The organism is Methylobacterium sp. 092160098-2 (assembly GCF_028920805.1).
Classification (GTDB): domain Bacteria; phylum Pseudomonadota; class Alphaproteobacteria; order Rhizobiales; family Beijerinckiaceae; genus Methylobacterium; species Methylobacterium fujisawaense.
Window position 1 is genome coordinate 3,142,501 of the sequence record NZ_JAQPZJ010000001.1, and the last position, 17,154, is coordinate 3,159,654.

At 70.3% G+C, this 17,154-nt stretch carries 20 protein-coding genes (1 of these 20 only partly in view); 12 read left to right on the top strand and 8 right to left on the bottom strand.

The window, feature by feature from the left end; all coding sequences use genetic code 11:
- Positions 1-990, top strand: partial view of a sensor histidine kinase gene (locus PQI07_RS14790; protein ID WP_274926857.1) — the 3' portion only. 519 nt of this gene lie to the left of the window's left edge; only the last 990 of its 1,509 coding nucleotides appear in the window; the start codon falls outside the window, past its left edge; the stop codon is at positions 988-990.
- A gap of 74 nt (positions 991-1,064) precedes the next feature.
- Complete coding sequence (locus tag PQI07_RS14795) at positions 1,065-1,850, top strand: 3-hydroxybutyrate dehydrogenase (protein ID WP_075380728.1); 786 nt, start codon at positions 1,065-1,067, stop codon at positions 1,848-1,850.
- A 171-nt stretch (positions 1,851-2,021) separates the two neighbouring features.
- On the opposite strand, the gene PQI07_RS14800 is transcribed toward PQI07_RS14795, so the two are convergent.
- Positions 2,022-2,399: a CsbD family protein gene (locus PQI07_RS14800; protein WP_274926858.1), complete on the bottom strand. Its 378-nt coding sequence runs from the start codon at positions 2,397-2,399 to the stop codon at positions 2,022-2,024.
- A 144-nt stretch (positions 2,400-2,543) separates the two neighbouring features.
- Positions 2,544-3,530 (bottom strand): methylmalonyl Co-A mutase-associated GTPase MeaB, encoded by a 987-nt coding sequence (gene meaB / locus PQI07_RS14805; protein ID WP_043387707.1) that lies wholly within the window; start codon positions 3,528-3,530, stop codon positions 2,544-2,546.
- Between the two features lie 190 nt (positions 3,531-3,720).
- On the opposite strand from meaB, the gene PQI07_RS14810 reads away from it, so the two are divergent.
- A complete protein-coding gene (locus PQI07_RS14810; RefSeq protein ID WP_043354580.1) occupies positions 3,721-4,749 on the top strand; it encodes an alpha/beta hydrolase in 1,029 nt (342 codons plus the stop codon).
- An 11-nt stretch (positions 4,750-4,760) separates the two neighbouring features.
- Here the strand turns inward: PQI07_RS14810 and PQI07_RS14815 are convergent, their stop codons facing one another.
- Positions 4,761-5,645, bottom strand: coding sequence for a transglutaminase-like domain-containing protein (locus PQI07_RS14815; protein ID WP_043387706.1), 885 nt, complete (start codon positions 5,643-5,645; stop codon positions 4,761-4,763).
- A gap of 250 nt (positions 5,646-5,895) precedes the next feature.
- Here PQI07_RS14815 and PQI07_RS14820 point away from each other — a divergent pair, with 250 nt between their 5' ends.
- The 3 genes from PQI07_RS14820 (at position 5,896) to PQI07_RS14830 (ending at position 7,986) form a co-directional block, all read left to right on the top strand.
- The gene (locus PQI07_RS14820; RefSeq protein WP_043387705.1) at positions 5,896-6,231 is read left to right on the top strand and encodes a hypothetical protein; all 336 of its coding nucleotides are present in this window, start codon (positions 5,896-5,898) and stop codon (positions 6,229-6,231) included.
- A 69-nt stretch (positions 6,232-6,300) separates the two neighbouring features.
- Positions 6,301-6,813 carry a tellurite resistance TerB family protein gene (locus tag PQI07_RS14825; RefSeq protein WP_075380727.1) on the top strand — a complete coding sequence of 171 codons (513 nt, stop codon included), beginning with the start codon at positions 6,301-6,303 and terminating at the stop codon, positions 6,811-6,813.
- 162 nt (positions 6,814-6,975) lie between these two features.
- The gene (locus tag PQI07_RS14830; RefSeq protein WP_274926859.1) at positions 6,976-7,986 is read left to right on the top strand and encodes an alpha/beta hydrolase family protein; all 1,011 of its coding nucleotides are present in this window, start codon (positions 6,976-6,978) and stop codon (positions 7,984-7,986) included.
- Between the two features lie 125 nt (positions 7,987-8,111).
- On the opposite strand, the gene PQI07_RS14835 is transcribed toward PQI07_RS14830, so the two are convergent.
- Entirely contained in the window at positions 8,112-9,338 is a 1,227-nt protein-coding gene (locus tag PQI07_RS14835; RefSeq protein WP_274926860.1) for a pyridoxal phosphate-dependent aminotransferase, read from the bottom strand.
- A 23-nt stretch (positions 9,339-9,361) separates the two neighbouring features.
- The gene (locus tag PQI07_RS14840; protein ID WP_043354407.1) at positions 9,362-9,553 is read right to left on the bottom strand and encodes a hypothetical protein; all 192 of its coding nucleotides are present in this window, start codon (positions 9,551-9,553) and stop codon (positions 9,362-9,364) included.
- Positions 9,554-9,802: 249 nt separating this feature from the next.
- Between PQI07_RS14840 and PQI07_RS14845 the strand changes: the two genes are divergently transcribed.
- Positions 9,803-10,036, top strand: coding sequence for a hypothetical protein (locus PQI07_RS14845; RefSeq protein WP_236952712.1), 234 nt, complete (start codon positions 9,803-9,805; stop codon positions 10,034-10,036).
- A 6-nt stretch (positions 10,037-10,042) separates the two neighbouring features.
- Here PQI07_RS14845 and PQI07_RS14850 read toward each other — a convergent pair whose 3' ends face one another.
- Complete coding sequence (locus PQI07_RS14850; protein ID WP_274927728.1) at positions 10,043-11,440, bottom strand: ATP-binding protein; 1,398 nt, start codon at positions 11,438-11,440, stop codon at positions 10,043-10,045.
- A gap of 276 nt (positions 11,441-11,716) precedes the next feature.
- On the opposite strand from PQI07_RS14850, the gene PQI07_RS14855 reads away from it, so the two are divergent.
- Genes PQI07_RS14855 through PQI07_RS14870 form a run of 4 tightly spaced genes read left to right on the top strand, consistent with a single transcriptional unit; the run spans position 11,717 to position 14,401 of the window.
- On the top strand, positions 11,717-12,040 hold the full coding sequence (locus tag PQI07_RS14855) for an XdhC family protein (RefSeq protein WP_043354401.1): 324 nt from the start codon (positions 11,717-11,719) through the stop codon (positions 12,038-12,040).
- Positions 12,040-12,741, top strand: coding sequence for an XdhC family protein (locus tag PQI07_RS14860; protein WP_274926861.1), 702 nt, complete (start codon positions 12,040-12,042; stop codon positions 12,739-12,741). The genes PQI07_RS14855 and PQI07_RS14860 overlap by 1 nt, the downstream gene beginning before the upstream one ends.
- Positions 12,738-13,781 carry a molybdopterin-binding protein gene (locus PQI07_RS14865; RefSeq protein WP_274926862.1) on the top strand — a complete coding sequence of 348 codons (1,044 nt, stop codon included), beginning with the start codon at positions 12,738-12,740 and terminating at the stop codon, positions 13,779-13,781. Before PQI07_RS14860 ends, PQI07_RS14865 begins: the two co-directional genes overlap by 4 nt.
- Before the next feature lie 20 nt (positions 13,782-13,801).
- Positions 13,802-14,401 (top strand): nucleotidyltransferase family protein, encoded by a 600-nt coding sequence (locus PQI07_RS14870; RefSeq protein WP_274926863.1) that lies wholly within the window; start codon positions 13,802-13,804, stop codon positions 14,399-14,401.
- A 76-nt stretch (positions 14,402-14,477) separates the two neighbouring features.
- Here PQI07_RS14870 and PQI07_RS14875 read toward each other — a convergent pair whose 3' ends face one another.
- A complete protein-coding gene (locus PQI07_RS14875; protein ID WP_179697045.1) occupies positions 14,478-14,684 on the bottom strand; it encodes a DUF2256 domain-containing protein in 207 nt (68 codons plus the stop codon).
- Between the two features lie 16 nt (positions 14,685-14,700).
- Entirely contained in the window at positions 14,701-15,894 is a 1,194-nt protein-coding gene (locus PQI07_RS14880) for an OpgC family protein (RefSeq protein WP_274926864.1), read from the bottom strand.
- A 286-nt stretch (positions 15,895-16,180) separates the two neighbouring features.
- On the opposite strand from PQI07_RS14880, the gene PQI07_RS14885 reads away from it, so the two are divergent.
- Positions 16,181-17,128: an NAD-dependent epimerase/dehydratase family protein gene (locus PQI07_RS14885; RefSeq protein WP_274926865.1), complete on the top strand. Its 948-nt coding sequence runs from the start codon at positions 16,181-16,183 to the stop codon at positions 17,126-17,128.
- Positions 17,129-17,154 lie beyond the last annotated feature (26 nt).

Sequence of the window (17,154 nt, forward strand, 5' to 3'; positions counted from 1 at the left end):
GGGCGCGCCTTCCTCACCTCGCTCGCCGCCGTCGTGCTCCTCGGCGTGATCGGCGGCTGGCTGGCAGCGAGCCGGGTGCTGCGCCGGGTCGATGCCATGACCCAAACCACCCGCGCGATCATGGCGGGCGATCTCGACGACCGGCTCCCTGTGGCGGGAAACGGCGACGAACTCGACCGCCTCGCGTCGAGCCTCAACCTGATGCTGGAGCGGATCGGCGAGCTGATGCGCGGCATGCGGGAGGTCTCCGACAACATCGCCCACGACCTCAAGACGCCGTTGACCCGCCTGCGCAACCGCGCCGACGAGGCCCTGCGCCGGGCCTCGACGACGGAGGAATTGCGCGCGGCGCTGGAAGCCGTGATCGACGAAGGCGACGGATTGATCCGGGTGTTCAATGCCCTCCTGATGATCGCGCGGCTCGAAGCCGGGTCTGCCGGGGAGATGCTGGGACCGCTGGATATCGGCCAGACGGTGCGGAGCGTCGGCGAACTCTACGAGGCGGTCGCCGAGGATCAGGGGCTGACGCTCGCGGTGCGCGCGCAGGACGACCTCACCATCGCGGGCAACCGCGAGCTGATCGGGCAGGCCCTCGCCAACCTGATCGACAACGCCTTGAAATATGGGGCCGAATCCGCCGGAGCGGAGGCCAGCGTGACGCTGGAGGCATGGCGCGACGGCGAGACGATCCGCCTTGCCGTGTCCGATCATGGACCGGGCATCCCCGAAGCGGAGCGGGCCCGCGTCCTCGGTCGCTTCGTGCGCCTGGAGGATGCCCGTTCGCGACCGGGCTTCGGGCTGGGCCTCAGCCTCGTCAACGCCGTGGTGCGCCTGCATCACGGGACCCTGCGGCTCTTCGACAACGCCCCAGGGCTGCGGGTCGAGATCGGCCTTCCGGCTTCACCGCGCCCGCAGACGGAAGCCGGTGACATCCTGCCCGCACCGGCATCGGGCGACCCTGTGCCGGCGTCCCCGTCCCGCGCTAGTTAGGTCGCGACCTGTCCCGCTGCGACCGCGCCGTCTTCCCATTCGCTCGGCAGCGCGCCCGAGTTCCAGGAGGCTCCATGACCCTCAAGACCAAGACCGCCCTCGTCACCGGCTCGACCAGCGGCATCGGACTTGCCATCGCGCGCGCCCTTGCGGCCGAGGGAGCCAACGTCGTGCTCAACGGGTTCGGGGACGCGACCGCCATCGAGGAAACGCGAGCCGGGATCGAAAGCGCCTACGGGGTCAAGGTCCACTATTCGTCCGCCGACATGAGCAAGCCCGAGGCGATCAACGCCATGGTGCGCGAGGCGGAGGGCGCTTTCGGATCCGTCGACGTGCTGGTCAACAATGCCGGGATCCAGTTCGTATCGCCGATCGAGGACTTTCCGGCCGAGAAGTGGGAGCAGATCATCGCGATCAACCTGTCCTCGGCCTTCCACACGATGCATGCGGCAATTCCCGGGATGAAGGCACGCGGCTGGGGCCGGATCATCAACACCGCTTCGGCCCATTCGCTGGTGGCCTCGCCGTTCAAGTCGGCCTACGTGGCGGCCAAGCACGGGATCGCGGGCCTGAGCAAGGCGGCGGCACTGGAACTCGCGCCCCACAAGATCACGGTGAACTGCATTTCGCCCGGTTACGTCTGGACGCCCCTCGTGGAGTCGCAGATTCCCGACACGATGAAGGCCCGCGGTCTGACCAAGGAGCAGGTGATCGAAGACGTGATGCTGAAGGCGCAGCCGACCAAGGAATTCGTCACCGTCGATCAGGTCGCCGCACTGGCGGTGTTCCTGTGCTCCGATGCGGCGAGCCAGATCACCGGCGCCAATATCAGCATGGATGGCGGCTGGACCGCGCAGTAGCGGCGTCCACTGATGCGTTCCGGAAGGCAGCGCCCGTCGCCCGGGGCCTGACACCTTTCCGTATCGACACCTTCGGTATCATGGGCGTTCCGCAGCCGTCAGATCAGCCGCCACGGTCGGGCGGAGCCTCTGGGATGGCCCCGCCCGGCTTCAGGTGGGGCCGCTCCTCGGTCAGCGGCGGCCGTGGACCAGCAGGGCGAGGCCGTAGCCCACCGCGCCGGCGATCAGCAGGGCGACCAGGGGATTCTCCTCCACGCGGGCGCCGACGGCGGCACGCCCGTCGCGCAGGTAGGAACCGCTCCGCTCATAGGCCTCACCCGCGATGTCGCCGGCGCGGTCATACGCGTCGCTGGCGACGTCGCCGGCCCGGTCGGCGATGTCGCGCGCCTTGTCCTTCACCTGGCCGTAGACGTTCTGCGCCTCGCCCTGGGCCTCGCGGAACCGACCCTCGACCGAGTCGCGGTTCGAGCCCGCTAAATCTCCGGCCGCGCCCTGAACCTTGCCGACGGCCTCCTTGGCGCCGCCGACGATCCGATCCGTATCCACCATGGCACTCTCCTGGACGTGAGCGCGGCGCCGCGACGCGGGCGTCGCTCGTTACGCCGTCGTCCACCGAACGCGCGAGATGGCGTTTGTGCCCCCGGCCGCCATGAAATTATGCGCGGCCAGCGTCTCCGCGGTAGACGGGACAGGTCAGAGGCCGATCAGCTCGGCGATGGCCGCGGCGCCGGCGGCGGGGGATGTCTCGCCCCGCGCCACACCCGCCTCCGCCTCGGCCGTGCGGCGCCGGACCTCCGGGGACCCGACGAGGCGCTGGTGCAGACGCTCGTCCACTAGCGCCCACATCCACTTCACGTCCTGGGTCCGGCGCTTCGCCTGGATCTCTCCGGTGGCGGTGAGCTTCTCCCGGTGGTCGACGATCTTCGCCCACAGCGCGTCGAGACGCAGATTGTGGAAGCCCGAGATCGTCACCACCGGCGGCGTCCAGGTGGCGGAGGCCGGGGTGAGGATGTGCAACGCCGCACGGTATTCCGAAGCCGCTGCATTGGCCCGCTGCTCGGCCTCGCCAACATCGGCCTTGTTGACCGCGATCATATCGGCGAGTTCGAGGATGCCCTTCTTGATGCCCTGGAGCTCGTCGCCCGCTCCGGGCAGCATCAGCACCAGGAAGAAGTCGGTCAGGTCGGCCACCGCCGTCTCCGACTGGCCAACGCCGACCGTCTCGACGAGGATCACGTCGAAGCCCGCGGCCTCGCAGAGAAGCATGGTCTCGCGGGTCTTGGCCGCCACGCCGCCGAGCGTTCCGGAGGACGGGGAGGGGCGGATGAAGGCGTTGGGATCGTGCGACAGCCGCGCCATCCGGGTCTTGTCGCCCAGGATCGAGCCGCCGGTCCGGGAAGAGGACGGATCGACCGCCAGCACCGCCACCTTGTGGCCGGCCTCGGTCAGGTTCGAGCCCAGGGCGTCGATGGTGGTCGACTTGCCGACGCCGGGCACGCCGGTGATCCCGACGCGGATCGCCCGACCGGTTTCGGGCAGAACCGAATCGATGAGATCCGCCGCCAGGGCCCGGTGATCGGCGCGCTTGGACTCGGCCAGCGTGATGGCCCGGGCCAGCGCGGCGCGGTCGCCGCGCAGCAGGCGCTCGCGAAGGCTCTGAATGTCGATGGACGGCGTCATGGTCCCTTCATGGCCGCGGCGACGGCTGCCGTCGAGGGGGAGGGCACCGGCACCGGGGGATGGGCCGGCTGTGGCCCGTCCACCACAAGCCCGGTCATGCCCGCTATTCACGCCGACCTGCCGTGATCGTGCCCCGCGATGGTCACGATCCTGGGCGACGGAGGGCACCCCGCCCGAGCGCAACCGGATCATGTCGAGCCAGATCGTCTCACGTCGCGTCCTTCTCCGGTTCGGAGCTCTCGCGGGCGCCGCGGGTCTCGCCCCGTCGCTCGGCGCCTGCGTCACCGACGATCTCGGGACCGGCGCGGCCTTGCCCGAAAAGCAATCGGCCCTCGACGTCATGCCGGTGTTGCTGGTCGCCACGACCCGCAAGCCCGTGGGCAATCCGCCCCGGCCGCCGTATTTCAGCAGCGACCGCGGCCGCGGCCTGAGCTTCGCGGAGGTGCGCCTGTCGCCGCCCGACCGCTCGCTCCTCGGCAAGGTCTCGTCCGTCATCACCGGCGACTGGACGATCGGCGCGGTGCCGAAATTCGAGACGGGATCCGGTGCCGCCACAGCCTTCTCGCAGGCGGCCCTCGGGCGGGACGTGCTGATCTACGTCCACGGCTACCGCGAATCGTTCGAATCGGCCGCGATCAGCGCGGCCAGGCTCTCGGACGGCATCCGCTTCGGCGGCGTCTCCGGCCTGTTCACGTGGCCGTCGGCGGCTGCGACCCTCGATTACAATTACGATCGCGAGAGCGCCCTCTGGTCGCGCGACGCCTTCGAGGACCTGCTCAAGGCGCTGGCCGCCTCGCCGAGCGGCGGCCGCATCAACATCGTCGCGCACTCGATGGGCACGCTTCTCACGCTCGAGACCCTGCGCTTGCTCCGCGCCGAGGCCGGCGAGGCCGCGATGGCGCGGATCGGAGCCGTGGTGCTGGCCGCACCCGACATCGATTTCGACCTGTTCTCCAACGGCGTCGCCCGCCTCGGACCCGACGTCTCGAAGATCACGGTGATCTCCTCCACCAACGACCGGGCGCTCGAACTCTCCGCCGCCCTGGCGGGGGGCGTTCGGGCGGGCGCGGCCGATCGCGCCAAGCTCGAGGCACTCGGCGTGCGCGTCGCCGACGCCTCCGATTACGGCGGCGGCCTGATCAACCACGACCTGTTCCTCTCGAATCCGGATGTGCAGGGGGTGGTCAAGCGCGCCATCGCCCGGGGCGCCGGGGTGTAGGCGCGCGGCGCTCACCCCATCCGGGTCGTCATGCTCTGCGGCGGCAGGGGTTCCTCCGGCAGGATCGGCGCGTCGCCGGAGGCGTCCAGATGGTCGATCCGGTCGGCCCAGACCCGGAAGCCCACGAGGGGATTCGGTCCGAACGTGTGGGTCAGCGGCACATCCGCGGCGTCGCGACCGTAGGCGACCATGACCCGGCCGATCCGCGGGGCGTTGTTGCGCGGGTCGAACACGTGCCAGCGCCCGCCGAGATAGACCTCCATCCAGGCGGCGAAATCGCCCGCCGGGTGCGGCTCGGGCTCGCCGATGAAGCTGACATAACCGGTGCAGTAGCGGGTCGGGATGTTCAGCGCGCGACAGAAGGCCACGGCCAGGTGGGTGAAGTCCCGGCAGACGCCGCGGCGACCCGCATAGGCATCCTGCGCCGTGCGGTCGCCGTGAGCGAATTCGTAGCCGAACGCGATGTGGTCGTGCACAAAATCGCAGACCGCCTGCACCCGGCTCCAGCCGGGCTCGGTATGACCGAACAAGCGCCACGCCTCGTCGGCCAGCAGATCCGATTCGCAGTACCGGCTGGGCAGCAGGAACACGATGGTTTCGGCCGGCAGGTCCTCGATCGCGTGCTGCTTGGCCTCCGGGTGCACCGGGTCCGGGCGCCCGTCATCGTCGATCACTGCGTCCGTGCCGATCGTGAAGCTCCCGGCCGGCGCGCTCAGCCGCGCGCACAGGTTGCCGAAGCCGTCGCGATAGAGGTCGACCGGCACGGGCGGCTCGGTGCGCAGCGTGTCGGGGGCCTCCAGGGCGCCCGCCCGGGTGGGATGCACGTTCAGCATGACCACCATCGGTACGGGATAGGGGAAGGCGTAGCGCATCTCGCAGCCGAGCCTGATCCGCATCCGCGGTGATCCTTCTTCGCGTCCGAGTTTCATCGCCACCGCTGCCCCGCAGGATCCGCGCCATGGCTTTCGGGCCGGTGGAGGCGGGATGGGCTTGGCGGCCGTCCGGTTCACCCCTACAGCATCCGCGCGCGGCGCTCATGGCTGCCGGGGGGAGCATCCGTGATTCTTCCCGGGGCAGCGCGTCGCACCCGTGGGTCAGCCTGCTGAATGGGCGCGCCTGAGGACGGTTACGAGAAGGATGCCGGCCATGTTCACGCTCGAGATCGACGGCACCGCCGTTGCGGTGATCAACAGCGACGAGGCGTCCGCCAAGGACCTCTTCACCTGTGACGGATTCAAGGAAGACATCCGGACCATGACGACGGGCGGCAAGCCGCTCTGGAACGGCACGTCGCCGCTCAAGGTCCGGGCGGCCACCGAGGACGAGGTCGAGATCTTCGAGGACGCGCTGGCAGAGGACGACGGCGAGGGCGATTTCGTCGACGATCCCCATCACACCGAGACCGATTCGGACGACGCCGATGAGGCCGACATCGTCTTCTTGGTGGATATCGACGAGGACGAGGATGAGGCCGATGCCTGAGCGCGGCTGAACCCGAGCGCCTCCCGGGTTGTTTCCGATCCGAATCGGATTCAATCCAGGGAGGTTGGCATGGCTGACAGCAGACGGATCGTCGACGCACTGGTGCGTTCCAGGAGCGGCGGTCTAGCCGCCGGCGTGGCCCTCGGAGGCTTGGCGCTGATCGGCAGCCTCGCCTACCGGGCCTTGCGCGGTGCCCCACCGCCCGAGTCGGGCGGCCCGGACTTCACCGAGATCGATGAGGACGAAGCCCGGCTGATGCTGCGAGCCATGGTGGCGGCCACGACGGCCGACGGCATGGTCGACGCGGCCGAGCGGAAGCGCCTCGATACGGCCGTCGCGGATGCGGGCCTCGATCCCGACGGGCGATCCTGGCTCGATCGGGAACTCGCGGATCCCGCCGACGTCGACGAGATCGCCGAGCGGGTCGCAAGTCCCGATGCGGCGGCGCGGATCTTCGCGGCGGCGCGGCTCGCCATCGATCCCGATACGCTCCAGGAGCGTCAATTCCTGAAGATGCTGGCCGAGGCCCTCGATCTTCCCGCCGACGCGATCGACCGGGTCGAGCGCAACATCGCGGCCTGACCGGCAACCGGACGGGCGCGGGGAACTCCCATTGCCGCCGAGCTTCATGCTAGGCTTCCGGTCGGGAACGGGTCCGGACTGGCCCTTCGCGGGAGGACGGGACATTTCATGTCGGGACTGTCAGTGCCTGCGCGCGGGCGCGTCTGGCGGAGCGCCTGTGCCTTGGTCAGTGCGATGCTGATCGGCGGCGGAATCGCCCGTGCCGCCGAACCGGCCGCCGGCCCCCTGACCATTGCCGAGCAGGGCAGTTTCTTCGTCGGCGGCCGTGACGTTCAGTCCGACACGCTGTCGACGCTGCCGGCCTACGCACCCTCCGGCACGATCAGCGTCGACCAAATCTATGTCCGCTATCAGGTTCCGGTGACGACCGGACGGCCGCCTCTGGTGCTGATCCACGGCTGCTGCCTCACCGGCAAGACCTGGGAGACGACGCCGGACGGACGCATGGGCTGGGACGAGTACTTCGTCCGGCGCGGCTTCCCGACCTACGTGATCGATCAGGCCTGGCGCGGTCGCTCGGCGGCGAGCCCGGCCCAGATCAACGCGGTGAAGATGGGGCGGGCCGACCCGAACGCGCTGCCGCCGGTCTTCTCGGCCGGGCGCGAGCCTGCCTGGGCGATCTTCCGGTTCGGGCCGGAATACCCGAAGGTGTTTCCCGACATGCAGTTCCCCCTGGAGGCCCAGGGCGAGTTCTGGAAGCAGATGGTCCCGGACTGGTCGGCCGCCCTCCCGGTGCCGAACCCCACTGTGCCGGCCCTGTCGGAACTGGCCAAGAAGCTCAAAGGTGCGGTGCTGATCTCCCACTCTCAATCGGGGATCTACCCGTTCCAGACCGCGTCCCTCGACCGGTCGGGCATCCGCGCCATCGTCGCCATCGAGCCGGCCGCGTGCCCGGACCCGGCGAAGGACGATCTCGCGCCCTACAGGGACCTGCCGATCCTCGTCCTCTTCGGCGATTACGTCGACGCCTCGCCCCGCTGGGCGCCGCGGCTCAAGCAGTGCCGCAGCTTCGTGGCGGCGGCGAATGCCGCGGGCGGCCGGGCGGAGCTGATCCTGCTGCCGGAGATCGGCATCCACGGCAATTCGCACATGCTGATGCAGGACAAGAACAGCCTCGATATCGCCGATTGGCTGTCGGGCTGGATCGACAAGCGGGCCCCCGGCAAGTCGTAGGGAAGCCCGGTCGGATACCCGGTCGATCCCACCCGTCGCCGCGCCTGCGGCAGCGGGCCTCAGGGGGGGCAGGAATCATCGAGGGATCCGGAAGCGCCTTCAGGCCTCCCCCGCGCTTCGGCGCCTCAGGGTGAGGGCGCGACGAGGGGCTTTTCCGACCCGTCGGAAAAACAGGCCGGCTTCTGCTCGCTGAGGAACGTGCTCATCCGGTCCAATGCACGTCGGATGTTCTCGGCCGAGTTGGCATAGGACAGACGGATGTAGCCCTCGCCGTGGACGCCGAAATCCGGGCCGCCGATCACCGCGACGCCCGCTTCTTCCAGAAGGGCCGACGCCAGCGCCTTCGCCTTCCAGCCGGTCCGGGAGATATTCGGGAAGGCGTAGAACGCGCCCTTGGGCGCGATGCACGACACGCCCGGCAAGGCGTTCAGACCGTCCACCACGATCGTCCGGCGCCGGTCGAATTCGGCGACCATCTCGGTCACGCAGTCCTGGGGGCCGTCCAGCGCCGCGATGCCGGCCCACTGGGTCGCCGCGTTGACGCAGGAATGCGCGTTGACGGCGAGCTTGCGGGCTGCGTCATAGAGCGGCTTCGGCCAGACCGACCAGCCGAGGCGCCAACCGGTCATCGCGTAGGTCTTGGACGCGCCGTCGAGGTAGACGAGCCGGTCGCGGATCTCGGGATACTTGAGCAGCGAGTGATGGGTCTCGCCGTCGTAGGTCATGGTGCCGTAGATCTCGTCCGACAGCACGGCGACCTCGGGGTGCTCGGCCAGGCCCTTCACCAGGGCGTCGATCTCGGCTTTCGGTGTCACGCCGCCCGTCGGGTTGGCGGGTGAGTTGACGATCAGCAGCCGGGTCTTCGGCGTGATCAGCGCCAGGGTCTCGGTCGCCGAGAAGGCGAAACCGTTCTCCTCGCGGATCGGCACGGGGACCGGCGTCGCGCCCGTGAACTCGATCATCGAGCGGTAGATCGGGAAGCCGGGGTCCGGATACAGGATCTCGGTTCCGGGCGCGCCGAACATCAGGATCGCCATGAACATGGTGACCTTGCCGCCGGGCACGATCATCACGGATTCGGGGGAGACCTCGACGCCGTGGCGGCGATGGATGTCGCGGGCCACCGCCTCGCGCAGCGGCGGAATGCCCACCGCCGGCGTGTAGCCGTGGTGGCCGTCGCGCAGGGCCTTGATGCCCGCCTCGACCACGTGCGCGGGGGTCGGCATGTCCGGCTGGCCGATACCGAGGTTGATCACGTCCCGGCCCTGCGCGGCGAGGGCTTGGGCGCGGGCCAGCACCGCGAAGGCGTTTTCCTCGCCGATCCGCGAGAAGGCCGGAACCACCTGCAGCATCGCGCCCTCCGGGCGGTGCGATCTCAGTGCTTGGACCGCTCGGAGAGCTTCATCGCACCGAACGACATCGCCACCGCGATCGCGCCCAGGATCACGAAGGTCTTCACCGAGGCGTAGAACAGGTCCGGGTTGATGCCTTCGTCGGTGTAGAGCACGAGCCCGATGGCCGCGAGCGGCAGCGAGAGCAGGATGAAGAGCGGGACGAGCGGGTTCATGTGCGGCACTCGAAATCCGGCGCGCGGCTGACCGCGGCCCTGGGAAAACGACCCTGCATACCACCGTGCTGCGAAGGTTGGGACCCCGGAATCGGCAGTTTTTCGCCGGCTCGTCCGAACGCTCATGGATGTGCAATCATTTGGCGCGAGAGTATCGCCTCTCAAAGGCGGGCATGTATGCGTCGGGCATCGGTCAGTGGGAATGGGAAGGGCACGGGGGCTTCGGACCCCGCGACCTCCGGCGTCGACATGCTGGTCCTCCATATCGGGAAGCTGCTGCGCCACCCCGCCTACCGGCGTGAATCGATCGTGAGCGCCCTCCTGCTGCGCCACCTGCCGCACGATGCCGGCTACGCGTGGCACGGTGAGGCGAGCCTGCGCACCCGGCTCGTCGGCGCCGGCCTCGACGAGGCCAGCCTCGATCATCTCATCCGGAATGTGCAGGCCGAGCACCTGCGCCTGCGCCGGCCCGCCGATGCCTGATCCGGCCTAGGCCGGAACCCGGACGGTGGCCCGCAGACCCCCCAGGGGGCTGTCGTGCAGGGTGATGTCGCCGCCATGGGCGCGGGCGATGTCCCGCGCGATCGAGAGGCCCAGCCCGGAGCCGCCGGCGTCCTGGCGGGCGTCGTCGAGCCGCAGGAACGGCTTGAACACGTCCTCGCGGCTCTCGGCCGGAATGCCCGGCCCGTCGTCGTCGATGGAGACGAAGAAGGTCCGGGCCTCCAGTCGGCCGGAGATCGCCACCGTCTCGCCGTAGCGCACGGCGTTGGCCGCGAGGTTGAACAGGCAACGCCGGAAGGCGCCCGGACGGACCGTGACCTCGGGCGTGCCGACGAGCTCCACGGCGGAGACATGGGCGCCGAGGCGCTCCACGTCGGTCTGCAGGTCCTCCAGCAGGGCGCGCATGTCCGTGGGCGTCGCGGGCTCGGCCGAGTCGCCCCGCGCGAAGGCGAGGTAGCCCTCCAGCATCCGGCTCATCTCATCCACGTCGCGGCTGAGATCCTCGATCTCGCTGGTCTGCTCGACCAGTGCCAGGGACAGGCGGAAGCGGGTGAGGATGGTGCGCAGGTCGTGGCTGACGCCGTTCAGCATCGTCGTGCGCTGCTCCATCGCTCGCTCGATCCGCCGCTTCATCTCGATGAAGGCGTGACCGGCTTGGCGCACCTCGCGGGCGCCGCGCGGCCGGAACTCGATCTCCCGGCCCTTGCCGAAGCCCTCCGCCACCGCGGCGAGGCGGAGGATGGGCTTGATCTGGTTGCGCAGGAACAGGATCGCGACCCCGAGCAGCACCAGCGAGGAGCCGATCATCCAGACGAGGAAGATGTGCGAATTCGACGCGTAGGCTTGGCTGCGCCGCGCGGTGATGCGCATCACGCCGTCGGGAATCGCCACCCGGATCTCGATCAGGTTGGAGCGGCCGACCGTGTCGATCCAGAAGGGCCGGCGGATCTGGCGCTTGATCTCGTCCGAGAGGGCCTCGTCGAGGATCGAGAAGAACGGGCGCGGGCCCGGCGGCGGGAGCTTGGCCCCCTTGAGGATGTCGAGGTCGAGGTTCAGCCGTTCCCCGGCGATGCGCGAGAGGGTCTCGGCATCCTTGTCCTGCGGGTAGCTCTCGTAGATGTCGATCAAGGCGGCCACGTCTGCGGTCACCGCCGCCGACAGGCGCTTGGTCACGAGCTGCCAGTGCCGCTCCATGAAGGTGTAGGCGATCACCGACTGGAGCAGGACGACCGGCGCGATGATGATGATCAGCGAACGGGCGTAGAGGCCTTTCGGCAGGACGTCGCCGATCGCCCGGCTGATGCGCCGCCACAGGCGGTGCGGCGCGGAGCGCGGCGGCGGATCCTTGCGCAGCCTGCGCGCCAGAGCGGGATCGGGGGCGTTCACGTCACCCGGAGCACGCGCCGCTCCCTCCCGCGAAAGCAGGGGCGGGTCGTCTGGCATGAACTCCGTTCGACGGTGGCGGACATGGTCTGAGCGGGGACGCTTGGCCGGCCTGTTATCGCATCCGCGCCGGGATCGGCCAAGGCGCGCGCACGGCCACAGGCCCGGTGCCCCGGGCGGTGGGCATGGTGTGCGAGTGGGAGGGCGCCTTGCACGGCGGCGCGTGGGCCATACCTGTGGGAAGCGGGGGCCACCCGCCGGCCGAAAGTCCACGAGGCCATGCTCAGCACCGATACAGACATCCTCTCCGCCGCCCAGTCCTGGCGGCGCGACGGTCGCGCCGTGGCGCTCGCCACCGTGATCGAGACCTGGGGCTCGGCGCCCCGGCCCGTGGGCAGCCACCTCGCGGTCGACGGCGACGGCAACTTCCTCGGCTCCGTCTCGGGAGGCTGCGTCGAGGGCGCGGTCATCACCGAGGCCCTCGAGGTGATCGAGGCCGGCACGCCGCGCGTCCTCGAATTCGGCGTCGCGGACGAGACGGCCTGGCGGGCCGGCCTGTCCTGCGGCGGGCGGATCCGGGTCTTCGTCGAGCGGGTCGACTGATGCGCAGCGACATCCTTGCGGCGCTGAACGACGAGCGCGCGGCCCGCCGCGCCGCGATCCTCGTCACCGACATCGCCGACGGCGCGCAGCGCCTCGTGCGCGAGTCGGACCTCGCCGTCGACCCCCTGGCCGACGTCCTGGCGAAACACCTTGCGTCCGGCAAGAGCGGCCTCGTCGAGGCTGACGGGCGGACCCTGTTCCTCACCGTGCAGGTGCCGCCGGTGCGGATCGTGGTCGTCGGCGCCGTCCACATCTCGCAGGCCATGGCGCCGATGGCGGCCGGGCTCGACCTCGCGCTCACGGTGATCGACCCCCGCACCGCATTCGCCACGCCGGAGCGTTTCCCGGGCATCGCGCTGGTCGCCGAGTGGCCGGACGCCGCCCTCGGCACAACCGTCCCGGTGCTGGATCGCTACTGCGCCCTCGCAGCCCTGACCCATGATCCCAAGATCGACGATCCTGCGCTGAAGGCGGCCCTGGCGGCCGAGTGCTTCTACGTGGGCGCCCTCGGCTCCCGGAAGACCCACGCGGCCCGCGTCGCGCGGCTCACCGAGGCGGGGTTCACGCCCGCGCAGATCGGCCGGATCCACGCGCCGATCGGGCTCCCGATCGGTGCCGTCAGTCCCGCCGAGATCGCGCTGGCCGTGCTCGCCGAGGTGGTGGCGTGCCTGCGCCGCGCGCCCCGTCCGGAGGTCGCGTGAGGTTCGGGACCGTCCCGCTCGCCGAGGCGGGCGGACTGATCAGCGCGCATACGGTCCGGCGGGCTGACATCACCCTGCGCAAGGGGGCGGTGATCGGCCCGGAGGAGGCCGCCGGTCTCGCGCGGACCGGCCTCTCGGAGATCGTGGTGGCCGCCCTGGAGCCGGGCGATGTCGGCGAGGACGACGCGGCCGCGCGGCTCGCCGGTTGTCTTCGCGGGCCGAACCTGCGCGTCGAGGCGCCCTTCACCGGCCGCTGCAACCTGTTCGCCGAGAGGCCCGGGGTGCTGACGCTCGACCCGACCCGGATCGAGGCCGTCAACGCCGTCGACGAGGCGGTGACGGTGGCGACGCTGCCGCGCTTCCGGCCGGTGATCGAGGGCGAAATGATCGCCACCGTGAAGATCATCCCCTACGCCGTGCCGGGCGCCGTGCTGGCCCGCGCCTGTGCGGCGGCCGGAGCCGACGCGCTGGCGGTGGCGACCTATCGCCGCCGCCGTGTGGGCGTGGTCTCGACGCGGCTGCCGAGCCTTAAGGAGGCCACCATCGACAAGACGCTCCGGGTTTTGGCCGAACGTCTCGCCCCCACGGGCGCCGCGATCGTCGCCGAAGCCCGGATCCCCCACACCGACGACGCCGTGGCTGCTGCGGTGACCGATCTCATCGACGGAGCCGGGGCGGACCTCGTGGTTGTGTTCGGTGCCTCGGCCATCGCCGACCGCCGCGACGTCATCCCGGCCGGAATCGAGGCGGCTGGCGGGCATGTCGCCCACCTCGGCATGCCGGTCGATCCCGGCAACCTGCTCCTTGTCGGTGCCCGGGGCGACGTGCCGGTGGTCGGCGCCCCGGGCTGCGCGCGCTCGCCGAAGGAGAACGGATTCGACTGGATTCTGCACCGTCTGCTCGCAGATCTGGCCGTAACCCGCGCCGACATCGTCGCCCTCGGTGTCGGCGGTCTGCTGATGGAGATCGTCTCGCGTCCTCAGCCCCGCGCCGGCGGCGCGGTGACGGGGGACGCGCGCGATCCGGCGACAGACGTTTGAGGCGGGAGAGGATCTCGGGGATGTCGGAGGTCGGCACGGTTCTGCTCGCCGCGGGCCTCGGCAGCCGGTTCGGCTCCGCGCCGAAGCTGCTCGCCCCCCTCGACGGCAAGCCGCTGGTGCGCCACGCCGCGGAGGCCGCCCTCGAGGCTTGTCCCCGCCCTGTGGTGGTCGTGCTGGGCGCGCACGCGGAGGCGGTCCGCGCGACGCTGGCCGGGCTGGACCTGATCCGGATCGACAATCCGGATTACCGTACCGGATTGGCATCCTCGCTGCGCGCCGGTCTCGCGGCGTTGCCACCCCGCTGCACGGGCGCCGTGATCGTGCTGGGCGACATGCCGCGGGTGACGGCCGCCCATATCGACCGTCTCGTGAGCGCCTTCACGGGGGCTGCGGTGGCTCCTGCTGCCGTGGTGCCGGTGCAGGACGGGCGGCGCGGCAATCCCGTACTGCTCAACCTGCGTCGTCTCGGGGAGGAGATCGGCCGCCTCGCCGGCGACCACGGGGCCGGACCGCTGCTCAGGGGGCGGCCCGACGTGCTGGAGATCCCAGGCGATCCGGCCACCGCCCTCGACATCGACACGCCGGCCGGGCTCGCCGCCCTGAGCCGTGGTCCGGCCTGAACCATCGGCGCCCTCGGTGTGGGACGGATCGCGCCGACGGCCGTCCGTGCCTGCGGTGGATCCGGCGGCGCGCCGCCTATCCCTGTCGCGCGGTCGTGGGGCGGGTTTCTGCGCTCGCCCCGACGGTGCGCCCGCGCCCTGCCTTGGCCTCGGCCCGGCATCGGTCGGAGCAGTAGCGGACCTCGTCCCAGACGCGTGCCCACTTCTTGCGCCACGCGAACGGGCGGCCGCACTGGGCACAGACCTTCTCGGGCAGGTCGCCCTTGCGGCGCATCGGCGGCATCGTCTCTCCTCGCGTCCTATCCCGGGCGGCGCAGGTCCGGGCCCGGAGCGGCGGCACCGCGGCGGCGCGCATCCAGGAGGTGCGCCAATCCGAGCATGACCGCGAGCCCGCCGAGATTGACCGCGATCTGCAGCGGCCATGTGGCGTCGAAGGTCCGATAGAGAATGCGGCCGATGAGCGCCGCCAGGCATCCGGCTGCGAAGATCTCGAGCGAGTGCCGGCCGCAGGCATCGATCAGGCGCAGCCGCCGCCACCGGCTGAGACGCGCCACCGCGGGCATGCTGAACAGCAGGTAGGCCAGGGTCAGCATGTTGATCAGGCGCAGGGGGCCGACATGGCTCTTGTCGGGGACCCCGATCGCCAGCGGCCGGAGGTCCGGCAGCCCCCATTCCGCCCAGGAGCCGCCCTGGAAGAAGGCGAAGGCGAGATAGGCCGAGGCCATGGCGACGGCCCAGCCACGCCACGGCAGCAATCCGTCCTGGGCCTGGACCCAGACGGCGAGGGCCGCTCCGAGCACGAACAGGAATTGCCACGCGAAGGGATTGAAGTACCAGCCCTCATCGACCGCCGCGGCGTTCGGCAGGTTCAGCTGATGATCGACGTTGGCGGCAATCCACAGGGTCGCCGACAGCGCCAGGACGCCCCAGATCCCGCGCCGCATCCCGAGATAGATCAGCGGGAACAGTGCCAGAAGGAGAATGTAGAGCGGCAGAATATCGAGGTAATTCGGGAGCGCGTTCAGCGCGAGGCCGCGCAGCAGGCCCGGCAGCAGCCCCATCTGCAGCAGGGGCGCGACGCCGAACCGCGGCGTGAGACCGGTGATGTCCATCCAGATCCGGACGATGACCAGGGTCGCCAAAAGCAGCCCCGCCTGGAACAGGTAGATGCGCAGACAGCGCTGCGCGATGCGCACCAGCGCCGTCCGGACGCCGGCTCGGCGGAAGAGGCCGCCATAGGCGATCATCGAGGAATAGCCGGCGAGCAGAACGAAGATCTCGGCCGCATCCGAGAATCCGAAATTGTGCAGCGTCAGCAGGGCCGGCGCGTTGCGCGGGATGTGGTCGACGAAGATCGTCAGCAGCGCCAGCCCGCGCACCACGTCGACCCGCGCGTCACGGACGGGCTTCGTGGGCCGCGTGCCGGCTTCCGGCGCGGGGATCGTCCGCTGCTTCGTGGCAGCGGGCCGCTCAAGATCGTCGACGCGCGTCACTCAGTTCATCACCGCGGCGGTCTCCGACCGGATGTGGGATACGGCAGAGTCCGCGGTGCAACAATAGCGCGCCTGCGGTGCGCGGCTGCGCCGATCACGCGCCTGTGTTCGGCCCGGCGCAGGGATCCGTCGCCCCGATGGTCCGACGCTCCGCGGAGCGCCTCGGGCCTCTCGCATCGCGGCCGAGCCCGGTATAGAGGCGGTGGGCGATCCCGGCTTTCCTCGCCCGCCACCGGGAGGGCCCAGGCCCGGGGCGCGCTACAGGGCAAGGTTCAGGGCAACGGCCATGCGCGTCCTCGTCACCGGAGCCGGAGACTATCTCGGCCGCCGCCTGCTCGAGGCGCTGCACAGGGGACTTCCGCCCGGCAGCTCCATCCTCGGCCTGGATCGGGCTCCGCAACCGCCCCTCGGCGGCGTGTCGCTGAGAGCCGTCGATCCGTTCGATGCCCACGAACTCGCCGAGACGATCGCCGCCTTCGACCCCACCATCGTGTTCCACTTGGCGGCGCTGGCGTCCGTGGCCCAGTCGAGCGAGACACCGTCCTATGCCTGGCGGGCCGAACTGCTCGGCACGCTGAACCTGGCCGAGGCGGTGGCGAAGACCCGCGCGGCCCTGGTGTTCCTCAGCTCGACCGTCGTCTACGGGGAGGCGTTCCGCGAGCAGGCACGTCCGGACGAGACCGTGACGCCGCGTCCCGACACCATCGCGGGCCGAACCAAGAACGCCTGCGAGTACATCCTGCGCGATGTCCTGGCGAATGCCGGCGTCAAGCATCTGGTGCTGCGACCATCGAACTACATCGGTGCGGGTCAGAGTGAGACGTTCGTGGTCGCCTCCTTCGCGGGGCAGATCGCCCGTATCGAGCGAGGCTTGGTGCCCCCGAGCCTGGAGGTTGGCGACCTCTCCGCCGGGCGCGATTTCGTCGACGTGGCCGATGTCACCGCGGCGTGCCTGCGCGTGATCGGACAGATCGACGATCTTCCGAATGGCGGAATCTTCAACGTGGGATCGGGGGTCGTGACGCCGGTCGCCGAGATCCTGGAGATGTTCCGCGGCATGACGGGCGCGCGCTTCACCCTTCGGGTCTCGCCCGATCGGGTCCGGGCGGCGGGCGTGCGTAGCGAGGGCTGTGATTCCACGGCCTTCGCAACCGCCACCGGATGGACTCCAGCCATCGCGCTCTCGCGAAGCCTGTCCACGATTCTGTCGGAGGCCCGGGCGCAACTCGGATGAGGGCATATCGGGCGGGCGGGCGTCGA

Excerpts from the sequence above, each read along its gene's own strand:
- PQI07_RS14800 (WP_274926858.1), bottom strand. The coding sequence starts at position 2,399 with ATGGTGGATACGGATCGGATCGTCGGCGGCGCCAAGGAGGCCGTCGGC.
- PQI07_RS14795 (WP_075380728.1), top strand. The coding sequence starts at position 1,065 with ATGACCCTCAAGACCAAGACCGCCCTCGTCACCGGCTCGACCAGCGGC.
- PQI07_RS14810 (WP_043354580.1), top strand. The coding sequence starts at position 3,721 with ATGTCGAGCCAGATCGTCTCACGTCGCGTCCTTCTCCGGTTCGGAGCT.
- meaB (WP_043387707.1), bottom strand. The coding sequence starts at position 3,530 with ATGACGCCGTCCATCGACATTCAGAGCCTTCGCGAGCGCCTGCTGCGC.
- PQI07_RS14875 (WP_179697045.1), bottom strand. The coding sequence starts at position 14,684 with ATGCCGCCGATGCGCCGCAAGGGCGACCTGCCCGAGAAGGTCTGTGCC.
- PQI07_RS14835 (WP_274926860.1), bottom strand. The coding sequence starts at position 9,338 with ATGCTGCAGGTGGTTCCGGCCTTCTCGCGGATCGGCGAGGAAAACGCC.
- PQI07_RS14870 (WP_274926863.1), top strand. The coding sequence starts at position 13,802 with ATGTCGGAGGTCGGCACGGTTCTGCTCGCCGCGGGCCTCGGCAGCCGG.
- PQI07_RS14825 (WP_075380727.1), top strand. The coding sequence starts at position 6,301 with ATGGCTGACAGCAGACGGATCGTCGACGCACTGGTGCGTTCCAGGAGC.
- PQI07_RS14855 (WP_043354401.1), top strand. The coding sequence starts at position 11,717 with ATGCTCAGCACCGATACAGACATCCTCTCCGCCGCCCAGTCCTGGCGG.
- PQI07_RS14815 (WP_043387706.1), bottom strand. The coding sequence starts at position 5,645 with ATGCGGATCAGGCTCGGCTGCGAGATGCGCTACGCCTTCCCCTATCCC.
- PQI07_RS14845 (WP_236952712.1), top strand. The coding sequence starts at position 9,803 with ATGCTGGTCCTCCATATCGGGAAGCTGCTGCGCCACCCCGCCTACCGG.
- PQI07_RS14820 (WP_043387705.1), top strand. The coding sequence starts at position 5,896 with ATGTTCACGCTCGAGATCGACGGCACCGCCGTTGCGGTGATCAACAGC.
- PQI07_RS14840 (WP_043354407.1), bottom strand. The coding sequence starts at position 9,553 with ATGAACCCGCTCGTCCCGCTCTTCATCCTGCTCTCGCTGCCGCTCGCG.
- PQI07_RS14860 (WP_274926861.1), top strand. The coding sequence starts at position 12,040 with ATGCGCAGCGACATCCTTGCGGCGCTGAACGACGAGCGCGCGGCCCGC.
- PQI07_RS14885 (WP_274926865.1), top strand. The coding sequence starts at position 16,181 with ATGCGCGTCCTCGTCACCGGAGCCGGAGACTATCTCGGCCGCCGCCTG.